Here is a 26,378-nt window from a genome sequence, read left to right as displayed (position 1 = left end):
CGCCGTCGGGCATTAGCTATAAACCGGTACAGCTTCGCACGACGGCAACCGTATACTTCGGTGGTCGTGGCGAAGGTAACGACTATGCCTGGGCGAAGCAAACCACCGTCAGTTCAACCTTCAAGGCAACCGAGCTGAACTTCGAACAAAGTAAATATGTTGTGAATCCTATAACAGGATCAATGGCGCTCAGTGCTGAAGCGCCATTGGGCTATCCGGTTTCATACGTGGTTGAAGGCTCGAATTCAAACGGTTCAAATGTGCCGCTTTTCGGCCGTGATCTTAATACGACCTTCGGTGCAGAGCTGGTTGACCAGCTGCCTTCTGGTTTCGAACTTCAAGGCTTAGACATTACTGTTAATCGTTCTTCGCAAACGCCAACGGCTGCCGACCCGTCATTGTCAGACTGGTACGATCTTGCTGGCCAAGTTGTTCAGTTTGAGGTAACCGACAAAGCGGGTAAGACCTCATGGGAGACGCTGACGCTTCCGGTTGAAGTGAGTCGCACTGCTGATAGCGTGGTATATCGCTTAGGCCACAACGACCCAGACTCAGCGCAGATGAATGGCGATACGTCTGCAAAAGGCATTGCTCAGTTGCTCGAAGAACGCGGCATCGCAGCTATTCCGCGCAAATCATATCCGGCAGGCCAGACTCCTGCAAAGACATTCACGGGCAAGTTCCGCCTTGTTTATAAGTCTCCGCTGCCGAAAAATGTTTCCATAGCAAGTTCGCTTAAAGTTACTGGTACCATGCGCGTGGCGAACCAGTCCTATCCTAATACGGCTCAAACGCTGTATGGTGAGCGTCGTTGGATTACTGCAGGTGCAGGACAATTCATGTCGTTGCCGCATGAAAGCGAAATTTCCTCGGCAACATTTAATCCGGTAGTGACGCGTCCTCAGGTTACTGCGCGCGCATATTCTACTTATAACGGTGATTATCAAACCGCACCGGTTGGTTATGAGAAGCAGCGCAAAGAAGCGCTTGTTAAAGAGCCAGATGCTGGATGGCGCTTCTATGTTTCCAACACCTCTAAGTCAAAGATGGAGCCGGCAACGTTTACCGTGGCAGGCCTGGCGCAGACCGATCCGCTTACTAATTTGCGAGATGACTTTACCACGCGCCAAGTGCGCATCAGCAAAGCGCTCCTAGATCACGCAAGCATCGATAATGCGGTTATCACGTATTACCCGACTGTTGCCGGGGCAGCTTTGCCGCTGACGGTCACGCTGACCGAAAGCCAACTTCGCAGCTATATTGACAACAACCCAACACTATCTGATGGCACCGATAACCCAACCTATGGCGATGTTATTTTGCCGCGTAGCTTGTGGCGTGACGGATTCTTCTCGTCAATAGTTTTGAATCTCAATTACTTCGATGGCAATGCTCCTGAAGCTGGCGAAAATGCCTTTGTCGAAATCAATGGTACGCCAACGCGCGTGCAAGACATTGTTATGACGGGCACGTTCGCTACCAACTATGGCCTTAACGCTGGCAACCAGACGCACACGCAGCAAGCCACGTTGGTGAGCATGTATGTGCCAATTCGTCCGACGGTTACAGCAAATTATGGCTATAACGACGGAACGCGCACCTACACCAACGACAACGATACGTCCACGTCAATTACGCGTATGCCATATCGTTGGGGCGACCAAAAGTCCGAAGAGGCATGGTACTCATTTGCGCTTGAAAATGATTCCGATTACCTCATGCGCAACTACAACATGGATATTGTCATCAATGACATGATTGAGACCACCGACTCAGAAGGCAACGCGGTGGTTCGAGGCTTCATTCCCTACACCGTGCGCATGAATGACTTCCACTATGGCGAAATTACCGACCTGGATGGATCAACTCATGACGGCTGGATGCAGCAAGGCGATGGCATTGTTGACTATCTTGAGTTCTACGACAACACCCAAACGCTCACAGGTGATGCGGATGCAGATGCCGCAATTACGCCGGTTGGCCGTTTGACCATGGACGACATTGTCGCAAAAGGCTATTTGACCGAGACAACTCCTGGCTCGGGTGTCTATACCATGAATATTCCGCTTGACGAATTGTATCCGGGCAAGCTGATCAAAACGACGCGCGTGCACTATACGCAGGTGCGTCGCCGTGCGGTCAAGAAGAACAACACCGCTTCAGTTGTCTATATGCTAGGTCGCGTTGATACACATGGAACGAATTTCAACGAGCGCGTAACCGCAGATGTTTCTGCATACCCAACCACCAATGAGTATGGCTCAAACATGTTGCGCAAGAACAACACCACCATGCATATTCAGCCCTTTGCCGCAACAGTTACCGCGCAGGCAACTAAGCCCACAGGCGTGCGTCCCAATCCGGGTTCTGCGAAGGTAGGCGGCAACGGTGCAACGTCCACGAGCGGCGATTATGTTGAGATTGCCAATTATGCAGAAGGCGTGGGCTACACCTTTACCGTCAAAAATCCGGCAGCTGCCCGTTCCGATAACGCAGTTGTGAGCTTAGACGTGCTCAGCTTGAGCGACTATCTGGATGTTCCCGTTGCAGGTGTTCGCGGTTTCTGGTCCAAGCAAATCACCTTTGATCAGGGTCTGTTTGCGCTTGGCACCAAGGTGAACGAAACGGGTCAGCCGAGTGCGTTTAAAGAAGCGAAGTTCTTCTTCCGTGCTGCTGATGGAACGCATGCGCCAACGGGCGACAATGCGGTAGCTGACGTTACCCTTACAGCAGATGAGCTGCGCGCACTCTTTACTTTTGCTGCGGACGGCACCGGAACGGCAACGGTTGATCTTGCTAGTGGCAAGTTCGCATCGGTGTCTGATTTGTACCTTGAGCGCGTTGATTTGGTCTATGACGAAATTGATCCGGTTGATGCCGCTAAGGTGCTAAAGGTTGACGTAAAGGGTACGGCGAACTGGTGGTATCAGCGCATTGGCTCAACTGATATCAATGACCTTAATGCGCGTATGACCATTAAGCAGAATGGCGAATTCGACACCAAGAATTCGTTTAACCGCTTGACCTCGCTGGTTATTTTCCGCCCAGCCCTTGAGCTGCATACGTTTGGTCAGTATGGTCAAAACAACTACACCGACACCTATGCCTCTTCAAACTCTGCAAACTCCGACGGCAATCGCACCCGCGTGACGGTGCCTTATGACCGCGACTTCAAGATGTGGGCGCGTGTTGAAAACGAGCGCAATATTTCAACGCTCGACGATGTCGATATCAACGTTAAGATGCCGCTGAAGTGGGAGAGTGTCGCTCAATTTGACGGCACAACCGTCAACGCTTGGACCGGCTTCCATACCACCAAGATCACGGTGACCTCTTCGTTGTTTGAGACATTCAAAAATGGCACCGTGGGTACTATTGAGCTTACGGGTTATCCGGATCTGAATAATACCGAGCAGCGCAAAATTGTGCTTGAGCCCTCTGATGACTACACGCCAAAGAGCGGCACGCCGCGCGCGTTTAAGGTGCAAAGCTCAACGATTACGCCTGGCGAAGATCCAGATGGTCGTTTTGATGAGATTCTTGTCACCGATGAGGGTCTGCAAATTGGCGAAGAATTCATCTATCACTATGGCATTGCGAACCTGACAACATGCGAGCTTCATTCATGGAAAGACATGGATTTTGAAGACAGTGCAGCAGGCAACGGCTCTCAAAACATTATCTTTGACGGATTCGATGACTCCAACTTCGCTTCCGTTGAAGTCATGAGCGCACGCACAACCAACTACCTAAATGGTTTGCGCACACCAGTGCTCAACAACCCCTATACCGTAGTTCGCACTGACGACTCAGATATTTATGTCTCGAAGATGTACTTTGACGCGGTTAGCCGTGCGGGCCTTTATGACGACGGCTCGGGTGTCTCGGGAACCGATCGCTTTAACCGCTACACGCAAGGTTCCAACGACAGCTGCCATTGGCGTCACACCAACGCATCGAATGGTTGCGATGGTGAGCGTAACGCTGCGCTTGAAGTGGGGTATAAGTCTCAAGTTTCGCTCATGAGTGACTTCAGACAAGTCAATAATGCTCCGCAGCAAAATGCGCCTGAATGGTCATGTGGACACAACGAGCAGCAAGGCATGCCCTTTGTTGGTTCGTTCACCTACAACTCTGGTGCGCTTTTGCACGTGACGCAAAATGTTCCGTCAAGTGTATTCGACGCATACTATGTCAAGATTCGCTCTGCCGCGGTGCCTTATGTTGAAGGCATTACGGTTACCTATACCAACGGCAAGACACTCTACGTTTCTGAGCAGGAAATCCGCGACGCGTGGGCAGATGGTTCTGCCTATTCTAAGCAGACCGACATCAATGGCCAGAAGTACTTCCGCTTAAATCTTCTCAAGACTGACGCAGACGGCAACCCTGTTGCCAGCTTTGGCTCTTCGGCTTCTGAGGATGCGTATGCACGCAAAGATGGTATCGAAGACTACAACGATCCTGATGAGCCTGGCAATCCGGTGAAGTCGATCACCTATGATGTGTCTATCAACCAAAACCAGTTTGCCAACGCCGAAAACCTCTTTACCGACGGTACGTTTGATGCAAATGGCGATGCATGGCAAGCTGAGGGCAACCCCGATTATGGTACCTGGTATGGCATTTCAAATGGCGACTGGGCAAGCTGGGTTAACAACATGGCCTTTGAGGTAACCGGTCGTACGTATCGCATCACCGCTGCTAGTGGCATTAATTCGCAAACTGAAATCACGATGGAAGTTGGCGAAGATGAGGGCGGTAATGTTCGTCCGCAGCACAAGGCGGTAAAGCGCTATACGAAGGCCAACAATCAAAATGCCAGCGGCGTGAAATCGAACTGGGCATATCAAGACTACCATCGCTATGGTGACTACTGGAGCCATCTGCATCATGAGGCACGCATGCGTCACCTCATCTCAAATTCGAGCTTTATTATTGTTGAAGATGGTAACTATGTTCGCAAAGACACCGTAGTTAACTCTGCAGGTGCTTATGGAAATCGCATTGGTAACTATGGTTACGAGGATGCTCGTTTTGCAGACGACTACCATTACGCCATTTCGTTCTATCGCAAAAATATTCGCAACAAGTTCGATACGTTCTATAACTCCTATGACTGGCGAGAGGGAGACGACTGGTGGGATACGTATGTCTCGTTTGCTGATAGGGTGACGCTGACTGACACCTTGCCAACGTGTTTTCCTGATGCAGACTTGGAATACTACGGTTATTTGTCCACCGGCTTTAAGTTCTTGCCGAATGCTGGAGTATGGCGTCATTTAAAGACCTATGACAATGCTTCTATCACGCTCACCACGCAAAAGTGGGATACCGTGAATGCAAATCCGTCCGATCCGGATGCAATTCCTGATTACGCCGAAGGGGCTACGCGCGTCATTGTTATCAAGCGCGATGGCCAATATCTGCAAACTGGTTCGGGAGATTCGCTCGCGCTGACCAAGATCAGCGATCAGGGTATCGACTACATGGCTGCTCATGCGGGCAGCGACAACAACTTCTATTTGAAGTTTGGTCGTCTCGACGAAAATGAAGCAACCGACATCAAGAACGCATTTGGTGTGTCAACGACTAACCCTGACGGCACTGAAAGCTATACGCGCACGGGCGCAGAGCCGGCTACTGTTGAGTTGGACAAGAACGAGTTCGTCAAGCGCTACACCTTTGATCTGGGTCCTTATGTCGGCAATGGCGATACCACGTCAGAAATTACTGGCGAAAAATGCGACTTGGACGCAGCCGAGGCGGCAGCGGACTTCTATCTCATGGGTCGCCCCTACATTTATAAAGGACAAATCAATCCGCGTCCGCAAAGCGCAACAAACCCCTATGGTGGCATGGCACAAAACGATGGTACGCGCGACGCTAAGAACAATATCTATTCGTCGTACTATCGTTATAACGATTCGCCTTTGACGCCGCACAACTCTATTAATTGGCGTGCGGATTACTACACCTCGGATCGTCCGCATCGCTACACCGATGATGCGTACTATCTCGGCTACCTCATTCCGTTTGCCTATCGCCATGATCTGAGTGCGAAGAACGGAAATGATAACGACGTCGATATGTATGACTACAAGATCGACAACAAAGAGCCGAACTTGGCAGAGTATGAGGTTCGTTTCTGGAACGACGAAGACCGCGACAAGACCATCGCGGATCGCGATCAGCGCGCTGATGGCTCAAAGCGTATTACGCATATTTCTGGCGTGACCTTAACCAATGATCTTAATGACAGCTTCCGTCTGCAAAAGATCTATATGCCTTCGCAGTTCGTAACCACCGACCCGGATCGTGATGCGCTGTGGTTTGGTGCAGGGGCATTGCAGGTATGGCTCAATGGTTCAGCTTCCACAACGCCTACCATCAGCTTAACCTGGCAGCAGATGATTGACGAAGGCATCTTGAGCGAAAAGCCTCTGTCCACCGGATCTCATGCGGGAGATTACGTCATTGACCTGGAGAAATATCTGCGCAACCATTACGCAGAACTCGGTCTTTCTGGTGTGGAATACGAAGCAGTTGAAGATACGAATACGTTGCCTGACAATGGCAGCGGTTGGGCAGCTGATACCAGCGTTAACCACACCTATGCTCAACCGTGGGTGTCAAAGTTCTCATTCCGCTTTGAGTCTCCCAACGCTGACCGCGCTCATCCTGAAACTATGCTGGACTCGGGTGAGTATCTCTCGGCGAGCAGGCAGTGGCATTGGAGTGCAACATCAAGCAGCACCGCTGTACTGAAAGACAAAGAAGGCAACACCCTGCCGGCTAATACCGTGCCTGATTACACATTTGCCTATGATGGCGTCTATGTTGATCGTACGGTTGATAACTTCAAAGGTGCCACTGAGACAACAACCACCGATCTTGATGCAGGCAACTGGGACACTTCGTCCACGCCAACGTTCTGCAAAGATGGCAACGCTTTTGATCCGTGGGAGCGTCGCAACACGCTGACTTCCACCAACGTGTCCACCAAAGACCCGAACTTCGACAAGCTTGAGACGCAGCCTGCTAGCACGCAAGACTACAACATGTATCATCGCTTGGGCTTGCTTGAGACGAGCGTGACGCGCGGCAAGACCGTCACCAATGCAGATGGTACAAAGCGCACGGTGTTTGCCTACGACAAAGACGATGCATCGTTGACCTCGCCTGAAAGCTACAATCCAGATGCTGGTGTTGCTAACGACATCACCAATGGTAACCTGTACGCAGGCGACTACGTAGAATACATCTTATATATGGGTGCTCAGCCCAACCAAAACACCCCTGCTGGCTCGGGAGCGGCGCTGCCTCTTGAGCAGCTCAATGCTCGCTTTGAGGCCAATAAGGGTCAGCGCATCGTTGGTTGGGAAATAGCAACGCAAGATGCCGCTGGTAATCGTGTTGCGGGCAATACGACCGGACACGAAGTGACAGCATGGCTGACCGATGCCGCAGGTGGCTCTAAGCGCAAGGTTGAGCCGCAGACAGACTTGTCTTACTACGATCCGACAAGTACGCTCACCTCGCGCGCTTTTGATGGCGAAGGTGCAGATGTGATTTCTGTTCAGGCAGCATCGGGCAACACTGAGGGCATGGCAGAAAACCGTAACCTGCTGTTCTCGGTTTCAACCTATGATGCCAACAATCCTACGGCAAGCCAGATCAAACCTGGTACCGGAGTGTATATTCGCGTCATTACTCAAATGACCGATGAGCTTGAGACGGTTGACGATTACAACACCACCGACAACGAGGCGTATACCGACAACGAGCCGGCATATAAAGGACAAGACGTTCGCGCAACGCTGTATGCTGCACCTCGTCCGCTGCATGGTTATACGCAGTATCGTTCGGTGCTCAAAGGCGTATATGGTTCAGCGGTGTATAACTATTACAGTGACTACGACAACAAGACGAGTTACCACACCGATACCACGTCAAATGGCTCAGGCGTCGGTCCTATTCATTACAGCTCGCTTAATGAGGGCAACCTGGCATTTGATGGCAAGCTACAACTTACGAGCCGCGTATATTCAACGACGCGTTTCCACAATCACACGAACAAGCCAGTGACGGTGGATGCTCAGTTCACAACCAATACGCTGACGAACCCCAACCAAAAGGCTGACGGTGATGGTAACCCAGCACAACTTACGGTGACGGGCATTAAGAACTATACGCAGCACACCAACGATGTGCGTGTGACCGTTCGTTTCACCAACTCAAATGACGGGGGAGATCCGGCTGGTCTTCGTATGTTTGAGTTGACCGAGAAGCCCTATATCGCTGCAAGCAATACAACGGTTAAGCAAGAGGGTGGTCAAAAGGTTGCGCTTCGCTACCGCACCGATATGCCCGCAAGCAAAAACCTCACCTATACCGATGAGTCGGGAGCAACCCAAACAGGTCGTCCTCCGATCAAGATTGAATACTATGACGCTGAGTGGAATGTGGCTGCCGCAGATGTGCAAACGCATGGCGCTTTGGCGAAGCTTTCGGATGACGAAGCAGCCATGGCAGCAGCAGCGCTCATAGATGGTGATCAAATACCTGAGCCCACCGAGGAAGAAAGCCTCTTTGAGGCACCGAATGATGTGGCAACAGGTGATGAGCCTGATCAGGGAGAATTGCTCAACGCGTTAGCGCAAAGCGCACCCGATGCATTGGCGAATTCCGAAGGTGCGTGGGTCAGCTATGAGGATCTTGAGGCGAAGTATGGCGCTTCATCAACTCCTGAGGCAACTCCTGAGGGTCACTCCTCAAATGCCAACGTATTCCGTACCGTTACGGGTATTCGCTGGACGTATTATGATGTGCCTGCAACTGAAGCCAACGGATCAAGCGATTATCTGCTTGAAGATGTTGCGCTGGTCGGCGTTGCTCGTTATTCTGACACACGTCCTGGAACCGCTGCGATTACTTCTTCTGAGCAGCCGAATAGCTGGAATCCCGCAACTGCAGTTGATGCTGCCTTTACTCACTATCATGACGAGTCTACCTCGCTTGATTACTACACAGCTGCAAATGTAGCCTCTGCAAGTGGTGCGGTAACGCGCAGCGATACCGAGGCGGTAGAGCATGGCGTTTGGCGTACCAAGCAAGACGAAGAGAAGACGAAAAACATCGTCATCTATCGTCGCACGCCCGTTATGCAATTCCAGACGCAGACCTTCCAAACAGAAGAGCAAGCAGCAACGCCTTATGCAAACAATGCAGCGCAAAAGACGGGCTACATTCCTGGCGAGAAGTTCTATTACAAAAACACGCTCATCAACGTGCCTAAGAACACCAACCCAGGCATTCGTCAGTTGGAGGGCGAACTGTTCAACCCGGTGTTCTATGAGCTCGTTCCGGTCGATTACCTCAAGACAGATGAGTCTGAAGAGATCGATGCGGATTACTTACTTAATAAAGTGACGGTGAGCTGGAAAGACCGCAACGGTAAAGATGTGTTGGCAAGCCGCACAACCGGAATGCATCTGAAAGTTGAAGCGGTTGATACCTATACTGACTTTGAACAGCCTGACTTTGGCGGCTCAATGGTCTACACCTCTGGCGGTGCTGGTTCATATCGTATCTTTAGCGACTTAAACCCCACGGCAAAAGATGTTTCGCGCAGCACTACCTATACGTTGTTTAAGATTTCGTGGGAGGCTGATACGCCTGGTCAAGGTGGTTCGATCATCACGCCCGAAGACGAAGCAACGCGTCCTGTGGACGACACAACTCCTGGTAGCACACGCATGGAAGTAGGCGACACTATCGAGTTGTACTATCCGGTGCGCTCTGCATTGGATGGTCTGCCACAGGTTTATAACCAGCTTGGAAGCGGCACGGGCACTGGTTCACTCAACAACACAGGGCTTGAGCCGGCATACTTCCCGCGCATGGGTGAGTACTACTACTATGACTACGCCTATTCCAACTCTGCTGCTGGACGCATCAACCCGCTCAATGGCGGCGCAATCAGCTTAAACAATGAGGCGTCATCGGCAACGTATGTCAATAATGGCTCGGTCATGATGGATCTCGATTCGCTCCATTTGGATGCAGCATTCTCAGGCGACAAGCCAGAGCAGACTGACACGTGGGAGATGTTTGACGGTTCGCTTACCTATATTCCGGGTGTAGCAACCAATATCAATTACTATTACGCCTGGTGGGATGTGAATAACTGGGGTGTTAATGGTGGTCAGAACCGCGACTCATACGGCAACCCGCGCATCGTCTTTATGGACGAAGACATCCGTACCGCACGTAACTATCAGCAGGTTCGCTATACTCCGCGTCCGTTTAGTGGAAGCGTTGCTGAAAGCATGGACTTGCTGCCTTCAAATACCCGCTATGAGAACTGGTGGGATAGCGGAAGCGCTAACGAAGGTCCAAGTGCGCGCGCAAACGACGGTGGTTCTGCCTTCACGAACCGCGAGCTGCGCACCTATTATTCCTATGTCACGCAACCGCGTACACAAGGTGATGTAACCAACCGCACCGAACGCTGGGCATCTGAGACGCCACTGGTGTGGTCAGAGACGCGTGTGCATCTGCAAAAGGCCTGGTTGGCAACGTCATCTGACTTCATTTCGCAAACTGAAGGCTCTGACTTGAAGAGTGCTCGCAAGTATGACAGTGGTGTTGATGGTCGCTATTGGTGGCGTGTGGGTGACACCGATTATGCAGGTCAGTGGCTGCGTGATCGTCGTGGTACGCTCAACGACCAGTACACCACCGCGCTTGAATACAACCAAGACTTCACCGCGCAACTGCGTGCATATAACTATGGCGACCGTACGTTGGACGGTATTGAATTTACCTATATTATGCCGCGTGGTGTTGAGCCGAAGTTCATGGCTGACGATGCGGCGGATTCCATTGACGTAAGTGATTTGGACGCACTAACTGCCCTCATGAATTCAGAGGCAACGGCCAAGGCGTATCTCATGACCGGCAAGGGATCTCCTGCTGGCGAAGGTGATGATGCATATCTGAGCGGTGTAACCTGGGAGCAAATTGACCAGAGCCTCGTTTCTATTGAGGTTGTACAATCTCCAGCAAGCGAAGACAAGGGCTATCGTGCTCCGTCAGCATCGCAAGATACGGCGTCGTATCGCAAGGGAAGCAATGCTCGTCTGCTAAGCACCGATGACTTGGCGGCTGATACGGCGAAGTCAACCTATTCGAATAACCCCTCAACGGCCACGACCATGCATGACGCTGCTTATCGCGATAGCTCGCAGCCGTGGGTAGTCAAGATCAAAGTCAACAAGGATCTGGGCAAGTGGTATGCACGCAATGCTGACAACCGTGCCAACAACCAAGCCGACCCTGACGCCTATGGCGATTACGGATATCAAATTGCTGTTAACTTGGCATCGCATGTGTTCGCGAACAACGAAAGTGGCGCGTGGTATGACCGTGTCTTGACTCGTCCGATTGACACCAAGCCTATTGGTGATGACACTATGGGCGGGGAAGAGCCATCGCGTTCAAGTGCGTACTATCAGATTTTCGACGTTGATCATTTTGAAGGTCGCGCTGCAACCGGCTATAAGAACATGCAACCCTATGGCATGGACTACAAGTATTCCATTCGCACGCGTCATATTTCAGCAGGCAGCTACCAGCAGCAGTCTGGCTCTCCCAACATGCCTGCCATCAATGGCTATACCATCCAAAACCTCACGGTGCGCACCGACACGGGCAATCCGATGGGCTCGGTGGTTGCCAATGATATCGATAATTTGTGGGGCTTGGCATACAAGGGCGCTACGAATACCGACAGCTCCTGGTCAGGCACTGGATCAGGCGGCGGATACGACAAAGACGACAGCGATGAGCCGGGTGTTGACAACAACATGGAGTACAACTTCGCCAAGTCCTATGTGCTTGAGAAGGCGGCTTCTAATACCGATCCGGACATGGCTGACACCGCACAAGCTGGCGACACTATTCGTTATACCGTCACGCTCAATAACACCGGTCAAATTGACACCGATGAGATGCAGATCATCGACACATTCTCAGGAAATGTAGATGACCTGGTCTTTGACGAGGCAACTCAAGTTGAGCGTGCGGACAATACCGCTACGATCACGATGCCGGCCACTAAAGCGGGCACTTCGTCATCGGTAAGCTATGCTTACACCATTAAGGCAGACGACACGCTTATCACCAACTCAATTGGCGATGATGAGTCCCAAAAGACATCCATTGCCGTTGCTGATAATCATGATTACTCGCTCACGAAAGAAGTGTCGCTGTCTAAGACGTCAGGCAATGCTGACGAGGCGGCTGCGTTGACTCCTGAAGTTGGCGACACGCTGACCTACACCGTATCGCTTACCAATAACGGCAACGTTGCTACCGGTGAAGTTGCGGTTACGGATACGTTCTCAGGCAATGCGGAGCTTTTGACCTTTGCCGATGGCGTTGACTATACCGTGATTGAGAATCCGGAGCGCGATGACGTGGTCTACCCGGATGGTTACTACGAAGATCCCGATACCGGCGAACTCTACTTTAAGAACCCTGGTACCGGCGAGCTTTCGCCGCTTGATGGTCCGGCACCCGATGGCTGGGATCCTGAGCTGCCGTGGCCGCCGTTTGATCGCGTCGTGATTCCTGATAATCATGAGGTCGCCTTTACGCTGCAAAGTGCTGAGGTTGGTCAAGCCACGCAGGTGAGCTACTCATATGTGATCCAGGAAGGCGACACCACGCTTACCAATTCAGTTGTCGAAGAGGGTGGCGACGCTCAGAGCACAACGGTAACGCTTGGCGAAGCACTGCCGGCACCCGAGCCTGAGCCCGAGCCTGATCCTGATCCCGACACCAATCCTGATGAGCATGCACAAATGCCAGAAGCCTCTACTGCTTCGATGAGCACCTTTGCAGCCAATACGCTTGGAAACGCAGTTGCAGTTGTGCTTGAACAAGCCGCGGCATCTGACACCACGGCATTTGCAACAGCGCCGAGCATGCGTTCAGGTGGCGGTATTACTACCAATGGCGAAACGACCATCTATGCCGAGACGGGCACGCGAGCCGTACAGCGTCAGCCGCTCGTTCGCGTGTGGAATACCATCGGCGAAAATGGTATCTCAGGTCCATCAACCGATTACTACATGGCAGCAGAAACGGCAACGCGCCAGCTGAACATTCATGTTGAGAATCGTTACTGGTGGGATAGCTATGCACGCTACTCATGGGAGAATTGGGTACAAGAACAGCGCACGGCAAGTTACTCAACTAACGGTGGACAAAAAGGCTCACTGGTACTGCCAGTTGTTACAACGGTGCTCCCGAAGGGTGTTGTGCCGGTGCATCGCACCACGCGCGCTCCGTATGGTAAGTGGGTCGACGTTGAACAACCCTTTGAGTTGGAAGACTGGGATATTGCCCTGTCCACCAATGCACAGCGCGGCAACACCGCACAGGTAACCAACAACAACCAAACCGATGAGTGGAAAAAGCAAAACTTCACGGCAACGGTTACCTATGAGCAGGTGTCGCCCGAGTATCAAATAGAGGGCGAAGACCTTGAATATCGCTTCGTCATTCGCTTTATTGCTAATGGCGATGACTTGGATCACGCAGACGCAGATGAGCAGCGTATTGATGCCTATGACATGGATACGTTTAAGTTTGATATCGCGGTATCCGATGAACCCGATTGGCCAGAAGAGCCCAACAACACTGAGGCGGCACGCTCAAGCGGTAACATTCGCACGTATGTCACCTCAAAGATGACCGGCTACAAGTTCTTGGCTGACACTGATATCTCCGGCAACCCCTACACGGTGGGTGCTCCGGCTCGTTATCGTGGTGAGACCTCGTCGGGCAACAACCACCATGTGACCGATCGTAACTACGATATGCGTCTTGACGCGCCTATCGCTTCATATCGTTATCAGTACGGTCCGTGGCAAGATCACTACAGCTATGGTCGTCCTCCCGGATATAGCGGTTCGGCTGTTCTGCATAACGACTTGCAAGACTACATCACCTACGATGTAAACCGCCCAGGTCAGCTGGTATATGAGACCGATGGCTTCAACAAGCCTTATGTCCAGCATGCGGCATACGGAAGCGGCAACGGTTCTTACTTCACGCAGACCGGTACCCTTCCGCGTAACTATTACAACGACGGAACGCAGACGGTCGAAGGCGTGCAAAACAACCCGCTTACTGGCTACTATGGCAAATACACCGAGTCGGGTGGCACCTTTGGCAGCGGCCTGAACAGCGTTGGATTAGTAGGACCTGCAGGTAACGCCGGTCTGAACGCTTCTGACTATACCTATCGCACGCAGGTAGGTTTGTCGGCTGCTACCACGAATAATTTGAACGGCAATAATGTGGCAAGTGTGACAGAACCTTTTGTTGCGGCGAATCTTGGCACAGCTGCCACCCATGTTGACGGTGGTGCTTATTGCACCTTGAAGGTACGCTTCATGGCACCGACGCTCAGTTCGAACTACGAAGTTGAGATGGATCCGTCTGATCGTCCGCTTGATAGCGACGAATCAACGTGGAGTGCAACCCTTGCAGCTTCTGAGCTTCCGGGCGCGAATGCCGGAAGAAGTGCTTGGTATGGCGTCCCAACATCAGGTAGCACCGGTCGCGGCGCACAAGCCAACAACGTAATGAATAACGATGGCACGGTAAGCGCGCAGGGAGACGCTGAAAAGCCGCTCGAGTATAACGAGACGCCCTGGTTTGCAGCAACGCTTCGTGCGTCGAACCCCAATGGTACTGCCGGTGTTGGTGGACAGGGCGCCATCAACCATGGCCGCTTGGTGTTCGCCATTAATTTGCCCAAAGAAGTTACCTTCTTCGATCATGACAAGCTTATGGATAATGCCGCAGACGAGAACTTAAGCGTCTTTGAGCGTTATCTGGCTAACTACGAGGGCGACGACTATTCGTTCTACGTTGAGCGCACCTATAAAGATAGGCATACGGGCACCTTTGTGCATGAGAAGCTCACGCCAAAACAGCTGATTGCACAGGGATGGACAGTTAATATCACCTATCAGCCTGACTATGATGAGAATAACTTCACCAACAAAGACTATGGCAAACCCGATCGCGATGATCCTAATGATCTTGTGAGCGATGAGACCATCAAGTCAAAGTCGCATGAAGGTGAGACCATCGTTATCGAGCTTGCTGCTCCTGATGATGCAACTGACGAGGAATTCGACAAGCATGACAACTTGCTTTCTGCATATTGGGCCGGCGTGCATCCGGATGGCTGGTTTGGCTATCAAGACGTCATCACGGTGAAGTTGCGCACGCGCGTTGATAACCTCGGTTCAGAAGACACGGCAACTGAAGGTGCCGTCAATGACGGTCGCGCAGTAAGCTATCAAGAGCAAATGAATACCATCCGTTCTTGGGATGGCGATATGTCGGATGCTTACTACACCTCTGAGGATCGTCAGCTTGAATGGATGGGTGATGGGGATTGGACTCACACCTATTCAGATTCGTATGCTGACGAATCTAAGCGTGGTACGACGGCGTATAAAGATACGCGCCCGGCTGATCCGCTTGGCGAATATGGTGTGGCTGACTTCGCAGCTCAAAAACCTGCCCTGTTCCAGACCGCAAGTACGAAATACTATGACCGCGGCGCGTTTATTGACGTGGTAACAGGTGAAAACATCGATGCTATTGACTATGACAAAGATAGTCTCTATGACGACGTTTATATCTCTGCACGTGCTGGCTGGTTCCGCGTACGTAAGCCTATGGCAAGCGTTCGCGCTGATACTGCCATCCTGCGTCAGCCGCTGACAGACCCGCGCTTCCCCAACGTTAAGTTGGCAGAAGACGGACACGATGGCGGTTCTAACCAGTTCTATATCACGCAGGCCATCAATACTGGTGGTGCGGTGAACAGCTTTATTGTGGATTGGCAAGTGCCCTTCTGGTCAACGGGTGGCTCTTCGGTATCCGATGCGCCATTCCAGAGTACCGACATGGCAATTGGTCGCATTGAGCCTAACATTCGTCGTGTTCAAACTGGTGTTTGGGAAGTGCCCGGCGCTGAGTATAAGTATGTCAATGCCGCAGGTGATGAGGTAGAGGAAGGAACTGCTGGTGCTAAACGCGTTCCGGCGAACGAAGCTGCAGTAACTGAATCTAAGCTGCGCGTATTCGTCTATGTTCGCAAGGCGTCCGCCAATCCCACCATCACCAACTCTGGCTTTGATGAGCAAAATGGTTCTACCTATCAGGATCATGAAAACTATGCGCTTGCAGGAACCGATGCTGACCGTGATTATTTCTACGGCGAAGATGACATTTCTGACCCGAATACGGCAGACAACGCAAAAGGCACCTGGCAGATGGTTGGTTCTACCACAGGTTATAAGGTCTCTGACAAGACCAATACCACCATCATGATCAACAATGGTGCCAACGAAGACGTCAAGCAAGTGCGTTGGGTTATCAAGGCAGTTGGCGAAGACGGCAATATCAATTCTGACTATGAGTCGCATCGCACAGCGGTACCGCATGGTTTCCGTTTGGCGGTTGACGCATTGCCGGACAACGACGCATCGCAAGACACCATCGACGCGACAGCTGGTTCGCAAGAGCCTGATGACGTGGATCCTGGCCGCCATAATACGGGTTGGGAATACTACACCATGTCAAATGGTGAATACATCTTGGATGACGACGGCAACAAGATCATCAAGAACGGCACCGTCATGCCTGATAGCATCACCAAGAATGCCGCAGGTATTTTGAGTCAGACGCTCATCAGCGAAGACCCGTCTGTTCAGCAGCGTCCTATTCCGGATATGCCGCTCTATAACATGACGCGCATCAATTCGCATCTGTATGCATCCGGTACTGAGGCTGATGGCATTGCGCTGTTGGCTGAGGGAGATGCAACCGAGTGGACCACCGCTTCGCACATCAACCACTTCGTCAGTGCAACACCGCGCTATGACGATACGAAATTCGTTGAAACCGAGCGTGACCGTGCGGGCTTCTTCCGCGATCCGGAGTTCCCGTTCTTGAAGCTTGATATGGTGCAGTCATACTTTATTGGTAGCTGGAATTCGTCATATTCATGGGTATCGAACGACTTGGCGATCGACCCCACCAGCTCGCGCATGCTTCGTTATCAAATTACCTTGACGAACTTATCAGCTGAGCAGGCTGAGGCGTTAGGTGTACAAGGCAAACCGCAGGTTGACTACTGTACCAACCCGCAAATTTCGTTGCTGTTCCCCTTCATTGAAGGTTACGGTGCAGCTTCGGCTTTGACATCTGATGGCTTTACCTATGTTCCTTATTCAGAGGCTTCGAAGTCAACTCATCCGTTGAGCTTGGATTATCGCTCAGATGCTGTCATTACGCGTGAACCTTTGCTTGGACCTGATGGCAAGCCAATGTATATGCTTGATGGTGATGGCAACAAGATTCCGGTCCTTGATGCTGACGGCAATCAGGTTATGGATGAGAACGGTGATCCGGTTTGGGAGATTCTCTACAACGATGTAGTTGAAGAGCCCGCCCACAACCTCAATAGCACCACGCCGATGTGGACATATCACATCGTAAATGTGTCGGATGACTTGCAGACGCAAACACCCGTTGATGAGCTTGGTTCATCTGATGCACAACTTTCCAATCCAAAGGTTGGCGGAGACCTTTTGGTGGAAGACAAGATTGCTTCTGCTACGTCGAAGTACAATCGCAAGTTCATGAACTGGCGCTTCTCGGGTCAGCCATATTCCGATGGCACTCCTCGTCGCGGTAGTTTGGACATGGGTCAAGCGGTCGTTATTGAGCTTTTGATGCCCATTCGCTCCGATGCTAACTCTGCATTGGCACAAGAACTTCTGCGTACAACCGGATATGGCTACAAAGACGGTAACTTTACCGGCTACGTTCCTGCTGTTCAGACGTCGAAAAACAAGGTTGCTTTGGAACGCGACTCCTTCGACGCAAACTTGGATAGCAAGACTGACCAAAAGATGATCACCATGCAGCTTGAAGCTATTGGCTTTGCAACGCGTGAGACCATCAGCCAATCGAAGGTGTCCACTACAGATCTGAATACGCGCTTTAACAAAGACGTAAACGGCCCGGCAGCAGCACCTGAAGGTTCGGACTACTCCTATACCTTGGATGCCATTAATGAAGGTGGCGACGAGGAGAAGGCAAATGGATACATCCGCACAGCATTTATGGATGTTATGCCGTATGTGGGAGACACACAGGTTAGTCAGCTGAACAACAAAGAGCCTGTTCAGCGTAATTCAACGTGGAATGGCTGGATGCAAGATCTTGATTCTATCGAGATGATTCTGGTTGATCCGCGTGACGAAGATAACCCTGAGGGTCGCGTGCTTGCTATTGATGGAAGCGAAGCAAGCGTGTGGGTAGGACCGATTGCCACACGTGGTTCTCAGTTGGTTCCGCTTTCTGAAGCGGGCATGACAATGCCCTATGCTATGGGTGGAGACCCCTTTGAGCAGCGTAATATCATCAACTGGATGGGTGAAAAGAGTGCCACGGATGCTGATATGACTACCATTAATATGGTGAACGTCAATACGCTGAAAGACTATATTGAGGCACATCCAACCGAGGCTGATAAGCTGCTGAAGTCTATCCGCTTTGTTTGGGGTAAGCTCACCGACGACAACATCAACTTGCCTCCGCAAGGTTATGTAACGCTGCAGTATCGCTTACACACCCCGCTCAACTTGCCGAAGTACACCGGCAACCTCACAGGTGACCCGATCTTCGACATGAACCTTGATATTTCTCAACCAGACCTCAATCCTGATTTGGCAGAGCGTTTGGCTGAGGTGACCCAGTGGAATACCTACGCACAGCGCGTTACCACAAATGGTCGCATGAGCGGAAATGATGAGCTTGTTGAGCTTCGCGAAGTGAGCCAGGCTGGTGTTTTTGTTAACGCACCTGACGATCGTGGCTATCTTGGCGATTATGTCTGGATGGATCCGGATTGGGATGGCTTGCAAAATGACACGTTAGGTGACACGGTTAAGGATGCACTTGGTCGTGAAACCACCTATCACCAGGCAGCAAACGGACGCTTCCTGATCTCTACCGATAAGACGGTTGACGATGAGACTGGTCAGTGGACAGGCCTCTATGGGGACGGATTGCATACCGCTGACATCTTGGAAGACGTCAACTTTGATGGCAAGGTAGAAGATCCAGGCATCAACGGCGTCAAGGTTGAGTTGCTGAACGAATATGGTTTGCCGTGTAACCGTGATGGCGAAGTTGCTGTACTTCGCAACGACGAGCTGACCAACTTTGAGGATGCATGGGTTGTGGCTGATCCGCGTACTGGTGTGCCGCTGCGTAACGAACTTGATGGTTACATTGGTGCAACAACTGGTGAGCCGTATAGTTATGTAACCGAGTCTGACTACTATGACAACAAGGGCTATTGGATCTTGTCTAACTTGAAGCCAGGCAAGTATAAGCTGCGCTTCACGTTCCCGCGTGAATACTGCCAGTACTCACTCACAACAAAGATCACCGGTCCTGATGATGCACGCAACCCGTTACTGGTTACGCGCGACAACAACCAGATGGTTGTAACTACACAAAACGCTATTGATGTTAAAGCTGTTGAATATGACAAGGATGCCTTCGAGGCTGGTCAGCCAGACTTGGTGCATAAGCGCTATGATGCGCGTGCAACCAGCTATGACGTGGGAATTGCTCGTCCTGTTACCTATACAGGTGTGGTATTCCGCGATGACATGCTTGATGATCAAACCGAAGAGGATCCCGATGACATCAATGGTGTCTTAGACTACGTTGGCATTGACATGAGTGCTGCCGATCCGATGACGTCAGGCAAACAGCAGCGCGAGCTTCGCCTGCAAAATATGCGGGTTACTGTACATGAATACGATCCGCTCACTGATACGTGGAAAGACGAGGCAGCTATTGACGCTGATGGCAACAAGGCGTCGCGTGATTCAAACGCAAATGGCGAATTCAGCTTCCGCCTCAAGCCGGATAAGTACTATGTCATTACCTGCGAAGACTTGCGTCCGCGTTTGTTGAAGCCCACGGTATACACGTGGAATGATGATGCTTTGGCACTCCCGGCAGCAGGTTCAAACGTGTGGGATAACGACTTGCGCTACGAAGGTGGCATTGGTCAGACCAAGCCGTTCTTGGCACAAGTACCCACAAACGCTGCAGGCGTGGCAGTCATGGAAGACAACAACAATACGTGGCTGGGATATCGCTACTATCGCAAGCTGGCCTTTGGCTGGGTTGATGGTACGAAGGGCTATCTGGGCAACTATGTATGGAATGACGAAAACTATGACGGCGTTCAAGGTTCGCTCGAAAGCGGCATTGGCGGCGTGCAGGTATCGCTTGAGCAATACTGGTGGCGCCCGACGGGTCATGTTGGTGGCACGACCGCATCCGACAACCTGCTTGGTCGCGGTGAATGGGTTTTGGTTCCTGCTGATAAGCAGCCTAATAATCTCGTTCAGGCAACTACGCCATCTGGCCAGTATGTGTTCAAGGGCATTTCCACTTATGTAGCTGACCCCGAAGCACCTCCCACCATGGCAGAGGACAACAAGCCGAAGTATTTGGCGGGATATCGTATTCGCATTGACCGTTCGCTGCTCAAGAATCATTCCCAAGACTGGGGTGTGACCTTGCGCAATAGCGCAAAGACACTCAATGAGTCGGGCGACGTCATGGTTACCGACGAAGAGCGTGACTCTGATATTAATTCGCGCGCTCTCATCTCTGGTCCATTTGGTGGCGGCCTGGCGTACTACTTTAACGAGGACGGTGCGGCCACCGATCGTGACGAGACGGCGTTTAACTCTATGATCGTTGTTGCAGGTGAGGTAACTGAAGATACTTCTGATGAGTATATTTCGGTTATTCGCCAAGGTGGCGCGCTCATGCAATATGACCTGTCCACCGCAAATCGTATTGATCATTGGGATGCGGGTCTTGTTGAGGTTCCGCGCTCAGAGGTAACTGGTCGCGTATGGCAAGACGATAATTATGATGGCTTGCAAGCGAAAAATGATGACGGCACCTACGCCGAAGATGAGCCTGGCGTACCTGATCAAGCTGTTGTCATGACGCAGTGGTACTACGATCCAAGCAGGACCAACGAAGACGGCGTTAACGGTCATTGGTTCATGAACGAACGCTTTGGTGAAGATAGTCGAACCTCGCAGATGACCTTTGATGAGGAGGGCAATGCTACAGGCGTTATGGCTCCTGTCGTTACCGATGGTGTGGCAAAAGATGGTACGGTAACCGTACTGACCAACGAAGACGGCGAATATGTCTTTGATAATTTGCCGACTGCCTACACCAATGACGAGGGTGAGCACTTCTTGGCAGGCTATCGTATTCGCTTGGCAAACCTCAAAGTAGAAGATGGCAATCACTGGTTGTTATCTCGCTACCATGCTACAGCCGAAGAGGACAAAGATGGAGGAACTGATGGTGCGTTGTCACTGGCAACTGACTCTGATGTGTCCGACACCTTTGTTGACACGGGTGCTGGTCTGCCGTTACAAGGACGTGAGTTCTTCAACGCAAATAACCGCACAGTAGGTACACGTGCTCATGAAGGCCAGATCATTTTGGCTGACACCACTACCGATGCTCGCACCGGTCATGGATCTCGTGTAAGCATAGCGGGAAGTGAAGTTGCAGTTGGAAAGACCGGCAGTGTGACCTATGACTGGCTGACGGCGCGCACCAACGAAGATGGAGAGCGGACGGTTGCAGGTGGCGACGTTGGTGAGTTACCGGCTCCGCAGCGTGACATTGTTGGTGTAATTTGGACTGACGCAAACAATGACGGTATCCAAAATGATGCAGATCCTGATGACCCCAAGTCTCAGGCAGAAGAGGGACGCAACGGCATTCGTGTGACCTTGGAGCGCTACTACTTTGATGATGCAGCTGGTGATTGGGTACCCGATCCCGCTTGGGGCGACTGGGAAGCATATGAGCAAGATAATCAAACAGGTGTTGGTTCTGATGAGGCTGGACACAGCCAGCTGACCGCAACCGGCATAGGTCCTGATGGTGAAGAGCAAGATGGCGTATATCGCTTTGAAGACCTCTTTACCCAGACGCGCGTGGACAACCAAGGTGTGATATATGCCTATCGCGTTCGCGTGACCGACCCGCAATACAAGCTCAATGCATATCTCATTGCTAAGTATCAGCAAGGCGATGACTTCACCGTTGACTCTGACCTCGTGCTTCGCAATGCTTATCTCATGGGTGATGATGAGTATGACGTTTTGCTGGATACCGCGGATGCCACCTCGGTGCCGGCAAATGAAATAAGTGCACTGCCTTCGCAAAATGCAAACCAAGACAAGGGCTTGGGTGTTGATGAGGAGAGTCGCACAAAGCTTGCGGGCAACGGCATGGTGAATATGCTCTCTGAAGCCGATCAAACGTTTAACCTTGCACGTACTGGCTTGGTGAAATACGACTTGGCAAATGGATCGGATCGTGCGTACAACCATGGTGCATTGTTGGATGTTCCGTTCCAGACCATTTCGGGTTACTTGTGGATTGACAAGAATTACGACGGCCTGCGCAACGACGAAGGTTCAGGTCTGGCAAACAAGACCGTTATCCTTCGCACGTGGTTGTGGGATGAAGTTGCTCAGAAGTGGATCACGCTTGAAGAAGCTGGTTTGGGAAGCGAGGGCTCAGTGGTAACAACAACCACTGATGCTGATGGCTACTACTCGTTTGAGAACTTGCTTGTCTCAACACGCCGCGATCCTGTTGATCATGCTGATGATTACTCACTTTTGGGTTACACCGTAGAAGTACAAGGTGAAACTACCGAAGACGCAGAAGGCGTGCTTGGTTTGCCTGTTACTAATTTGTTGGTGAGCTCTCAGGTTGAAGATGCTGAGGGTAATACTGATGCAACGAACTCAAAGGTACATCGCATTAATGACGCAACGCTCACGCAAAATGTTGGCTACGCGGATCGCGGCAACTATGCACTGGCATGGGGTGAGCACAACACTGATGAGGATCGTCAGGTGCTGGATGGCCGTCTGGTTTTGGCTTCGCTTGCTGACGAAGGTACGCAGCCTGACTACCGTATTGAGGGCAACGGCTTGTCCTTCGACATTGCTTTTGGTGTAGACGAAACGCGCATGAATGGTGGCTTTGGTCCGTTTGGTACCTCAACCATTAAGGGTATCGTTTGGGATGACCAGAACTACGATGGTTTGCGCGATGTTCGCACTAATTTGGATGATCCGGACGCGTTCTTCAGCATGCTGGAGCCAGCCGTTCCTGGTCAGCCGGTTTATTTGGTGCAGTACTATCTCAATAACGATGGCGAATGGGTTCTCAACACGCGCTTTGGTGACGGCGCTCCGCTTGTGGGTGACCTGAAGGCAACCGAGGATACCATTACGGTTGTACATCCTATTGAAGGTATTGAATACAGCCTTGATGGAGTGACCTGGTATGGTGGCAATGCAACTCCATGGCCTGCAGAAGAAGGTGTCTTTACTGCCGATATGGGTGTTGTTCCTGCTACTGAGTTTGCGGTGAGCTGTCGTCGCGCTGATGAAGATGCGGCAGATGGTTACGTCTATTGCGAACAGCCCATGAAGATCCTGACGAAGGGCGCAATTGGCTTCTATGGTGATTCAGGTGATTTCGATGTTGACGGCACAACTGCGACACTGGTTCGTACGCCGGGTGGTCATGATGCTGAATTCGGCTGGGAATACACGCTTGATGATCCGACGGCAGAGAATGCTGAGTGGGTTCGTCCTGACGAAGAAGGTAATCTGGTATTTAGTGGTTTGAACCCGCTTACTAATTACACCATTACGGCACGTACGGCTGGCTCTTCTGTACAGGATGGTCCTGAGGTGCAAGCCGATGAGCCTGGGACGTCGGTTGATCCTGGTGAGGAAGGCGACCCCGACAACCCAGATAACCCCGACAACCCAGAGGACCCCGACAATCCTGGTGAGGTTGTTGAGCCAGGTGAGCCATTGGCACCGACGATGATCACCACTCTTGCTGGTGGTGCGGGTAATTCGGTTGGATACATTCCGGCTGGTTCAAATACGCCGCAGATTTCTGTGATGCCTATGCCTTTAGGTGCACGTGGTGCAATGACCGACATACAGGGTGTGTATACCTTTGGTGATCTGCCAAGCTTCGTCCAGCTCGATGCTGATGGCCAATGCGTGCCTTATGGAACGCCGGGTGCCGAGGATGAGGTATATCTGGCAGGTTATAGGCTGACGCTGGGTACGACACCTGCAGGATTTGCGCCGTCTCGTTTCCAGGTGCAAGGCAGTCCGATAAGAACGAACTCTGACGTATATCGTGACGAGAACGGCATGTTGCAACTGGCAGAGCAGTTCATTGAGGGCGGTGCGGTTCGTTCGGACGGTTATGTCTTGGTGGGTGTTGCAGCGCAAAGCGACGATGGTCACCAATATGAGGATAGCTACAACGGCGTGACCTACGATACGCCTCGACCCATGAGCTTGCAGCGTGGTGGCGATGCAGGTTTGAAAGAGACTTCGCCGGCCTATATTGCTGGTACCGTTTGGAACGATGCTGATCAGAGCGGAACCTTTGATGAAGGTGAGCGCGGCATTGCTAACGTGCCTATGAAGCTGACGCGTTATTGGTATAGCGTTAACGATGCGGGCGAAGAAACGTGGGTCTACGACGCGGCCTTCAACGATAGTGAAGAAGAAGACGCGTATGTTCGCGAACAGCTGACGGCAGCTGATGGCACGTATAAGTTCGACGAGCTAGAAACCACTGGTTTGCAGGTTATCGATAACGAGGAAGTCATGGTGGTCTATGGCTATCGCGTTAACATGGTTGAGGTGCCTGCTGAGTTCAGCGTGACTGCAGCTAATGTCGGTAGCGATACGACGGTTGATTCTGACCTCAATGAAGCCACAACGCGCATGATGCCTGATGATCCTACTGATGGCTTGGTTGTGTTGGCTACTTTGCAATTGCCGGGCGAGGCTGAAGAGATGCTCATTGATGGACCGGATGGTCATCGTTGGTCAATCGCGGGCATTAATCCTTCGGATAACAATGACGCTGGTTTAGTGCATTTCAATACTGCACAGATTTCAGGTCATGTATGGTTTGATCCTGAGCAGGATGGTTTGCAGACTGAAGAGGATGAACGCCTTGCTGATCAGACTGTGGTGCTTGAGCGTCGCTCTACTGCGGTTGCTGATGCCCTTGAGCAGGGATGGAAGAGCCGTATTGGTGACGGTGCTGCAGGCTCAAATCTGGATGGTACGGGCGAGCCGCTTGAAGCTGCTGAGCGCTATATCGAAGAATACATAGACGACACGCCTAAGCCTGAAGAGCCAACGGATCCTGAGGAGCCTGGCACACCTGAAGAGCCTACGGACCCCGAAGAGCCTGGTACGCCTGAGGAGCCGACGGATCCTGAAGAACCTGGCACGCCTGAGGAGCCCGGTACACCCGAAGAGCCTGGCGAGTCGACCGACCCCAGTGAGCCGACCGATCCTGTCGGACCTGAAGACACGAAGACGGTAAGCCTGCACATGGCGCGTGCTTTCGCTCTTGATGACGAGGCTGCTGAAGATGGTGCAGATGAGGACGAGCCGGTGCTGGAGCGCTTGGAGGATGACGGCATCTTGCATGAGGGCGTGTGGACACAGGTAGCTCAGCGTAGGACAAACGAAGACGGCGAATATAGCTTTGATGGTCTACCGCTCGTTGATGAGCAGGGCAAACCATACGAGTATCGCATTCGCATGGACAAGCCAGAGGGAACGTCATACATTCCAATCCATGTGGGATCTGACGATAACCTTGACAACGACTATGCTCATCTGAATGTCCTCGGTGAAATTACGCCTGAGGAAAAGGGTGTAACCGATGTGCTGCCAGTAATTGGTACGCGCGCGGCAGGCCCGAATGCATATGGACATGCGTATACCGTGCTCCAGAATGGTAGCTGGAATGCAGATGCTGGTCGTTCGGTTGACTTGGGTATCTACAAACCCGAAGAGCCGGTTGACCCCGAACAGCCGATAACTCCAGATACGCCTGTGACGCCGCATCCGGAGACACCTTATGTGCCTGAGACGCCTGCAACGCCAGGAGAGGAGACGCCGCTGTTGAAAGACTTGCCGAAGCTGATGAAGCTTCCCAAGACAGGCGATACCTCCATGTTGACGTTCATGCTGGCTGTATTGGCATTGCTGTTGGCGCTTGCCGTCATCAAGCGCCGCCGCGATGACGAAGAGGGTAGTGAGGCATGCCAAAGGGTGCACTCATAA

The 26,378-nt window shown here is 51.8% G+C and carries 1 protein-coding gene (cut by a window edge); it reads left to right on the top strand.

Annotated elements, in window-relative coordinates; genetic code table 11:
- On the top strand, positions 1 to 26,378 hold the 3' portion of the coding sequence (locus tag NFR28_RS01390) for a DUF11 domain-containing protein (RefSeq protein ID WP_251178049.1). 3,664 nt of this gene lie to the left of the window's left edge; 26,378 of the gene's 30,042 nt are visible here — the last part of the coding sequence; its start codon lies off the left edge, out of view; its stop codon occupies positions 26,376 to 26,378.

This window comes from Adlercreutzia agrestimuris, from assembly GCF_943193125.1.
In the GTDB taxonomy this organism is placed as follows: domain Bacteria; phylum Actinomycetota; class Coriobacteriia; order Coriobacteriales; family Eggerthellaceae; genus Xiamenia; species Xiamenia agrestimuris.
The sequence above is the reverse complement of the archived record's forward strand: the minus strand, read 5'-3'. Positions and strand labels throughout refer to the sequence as shown.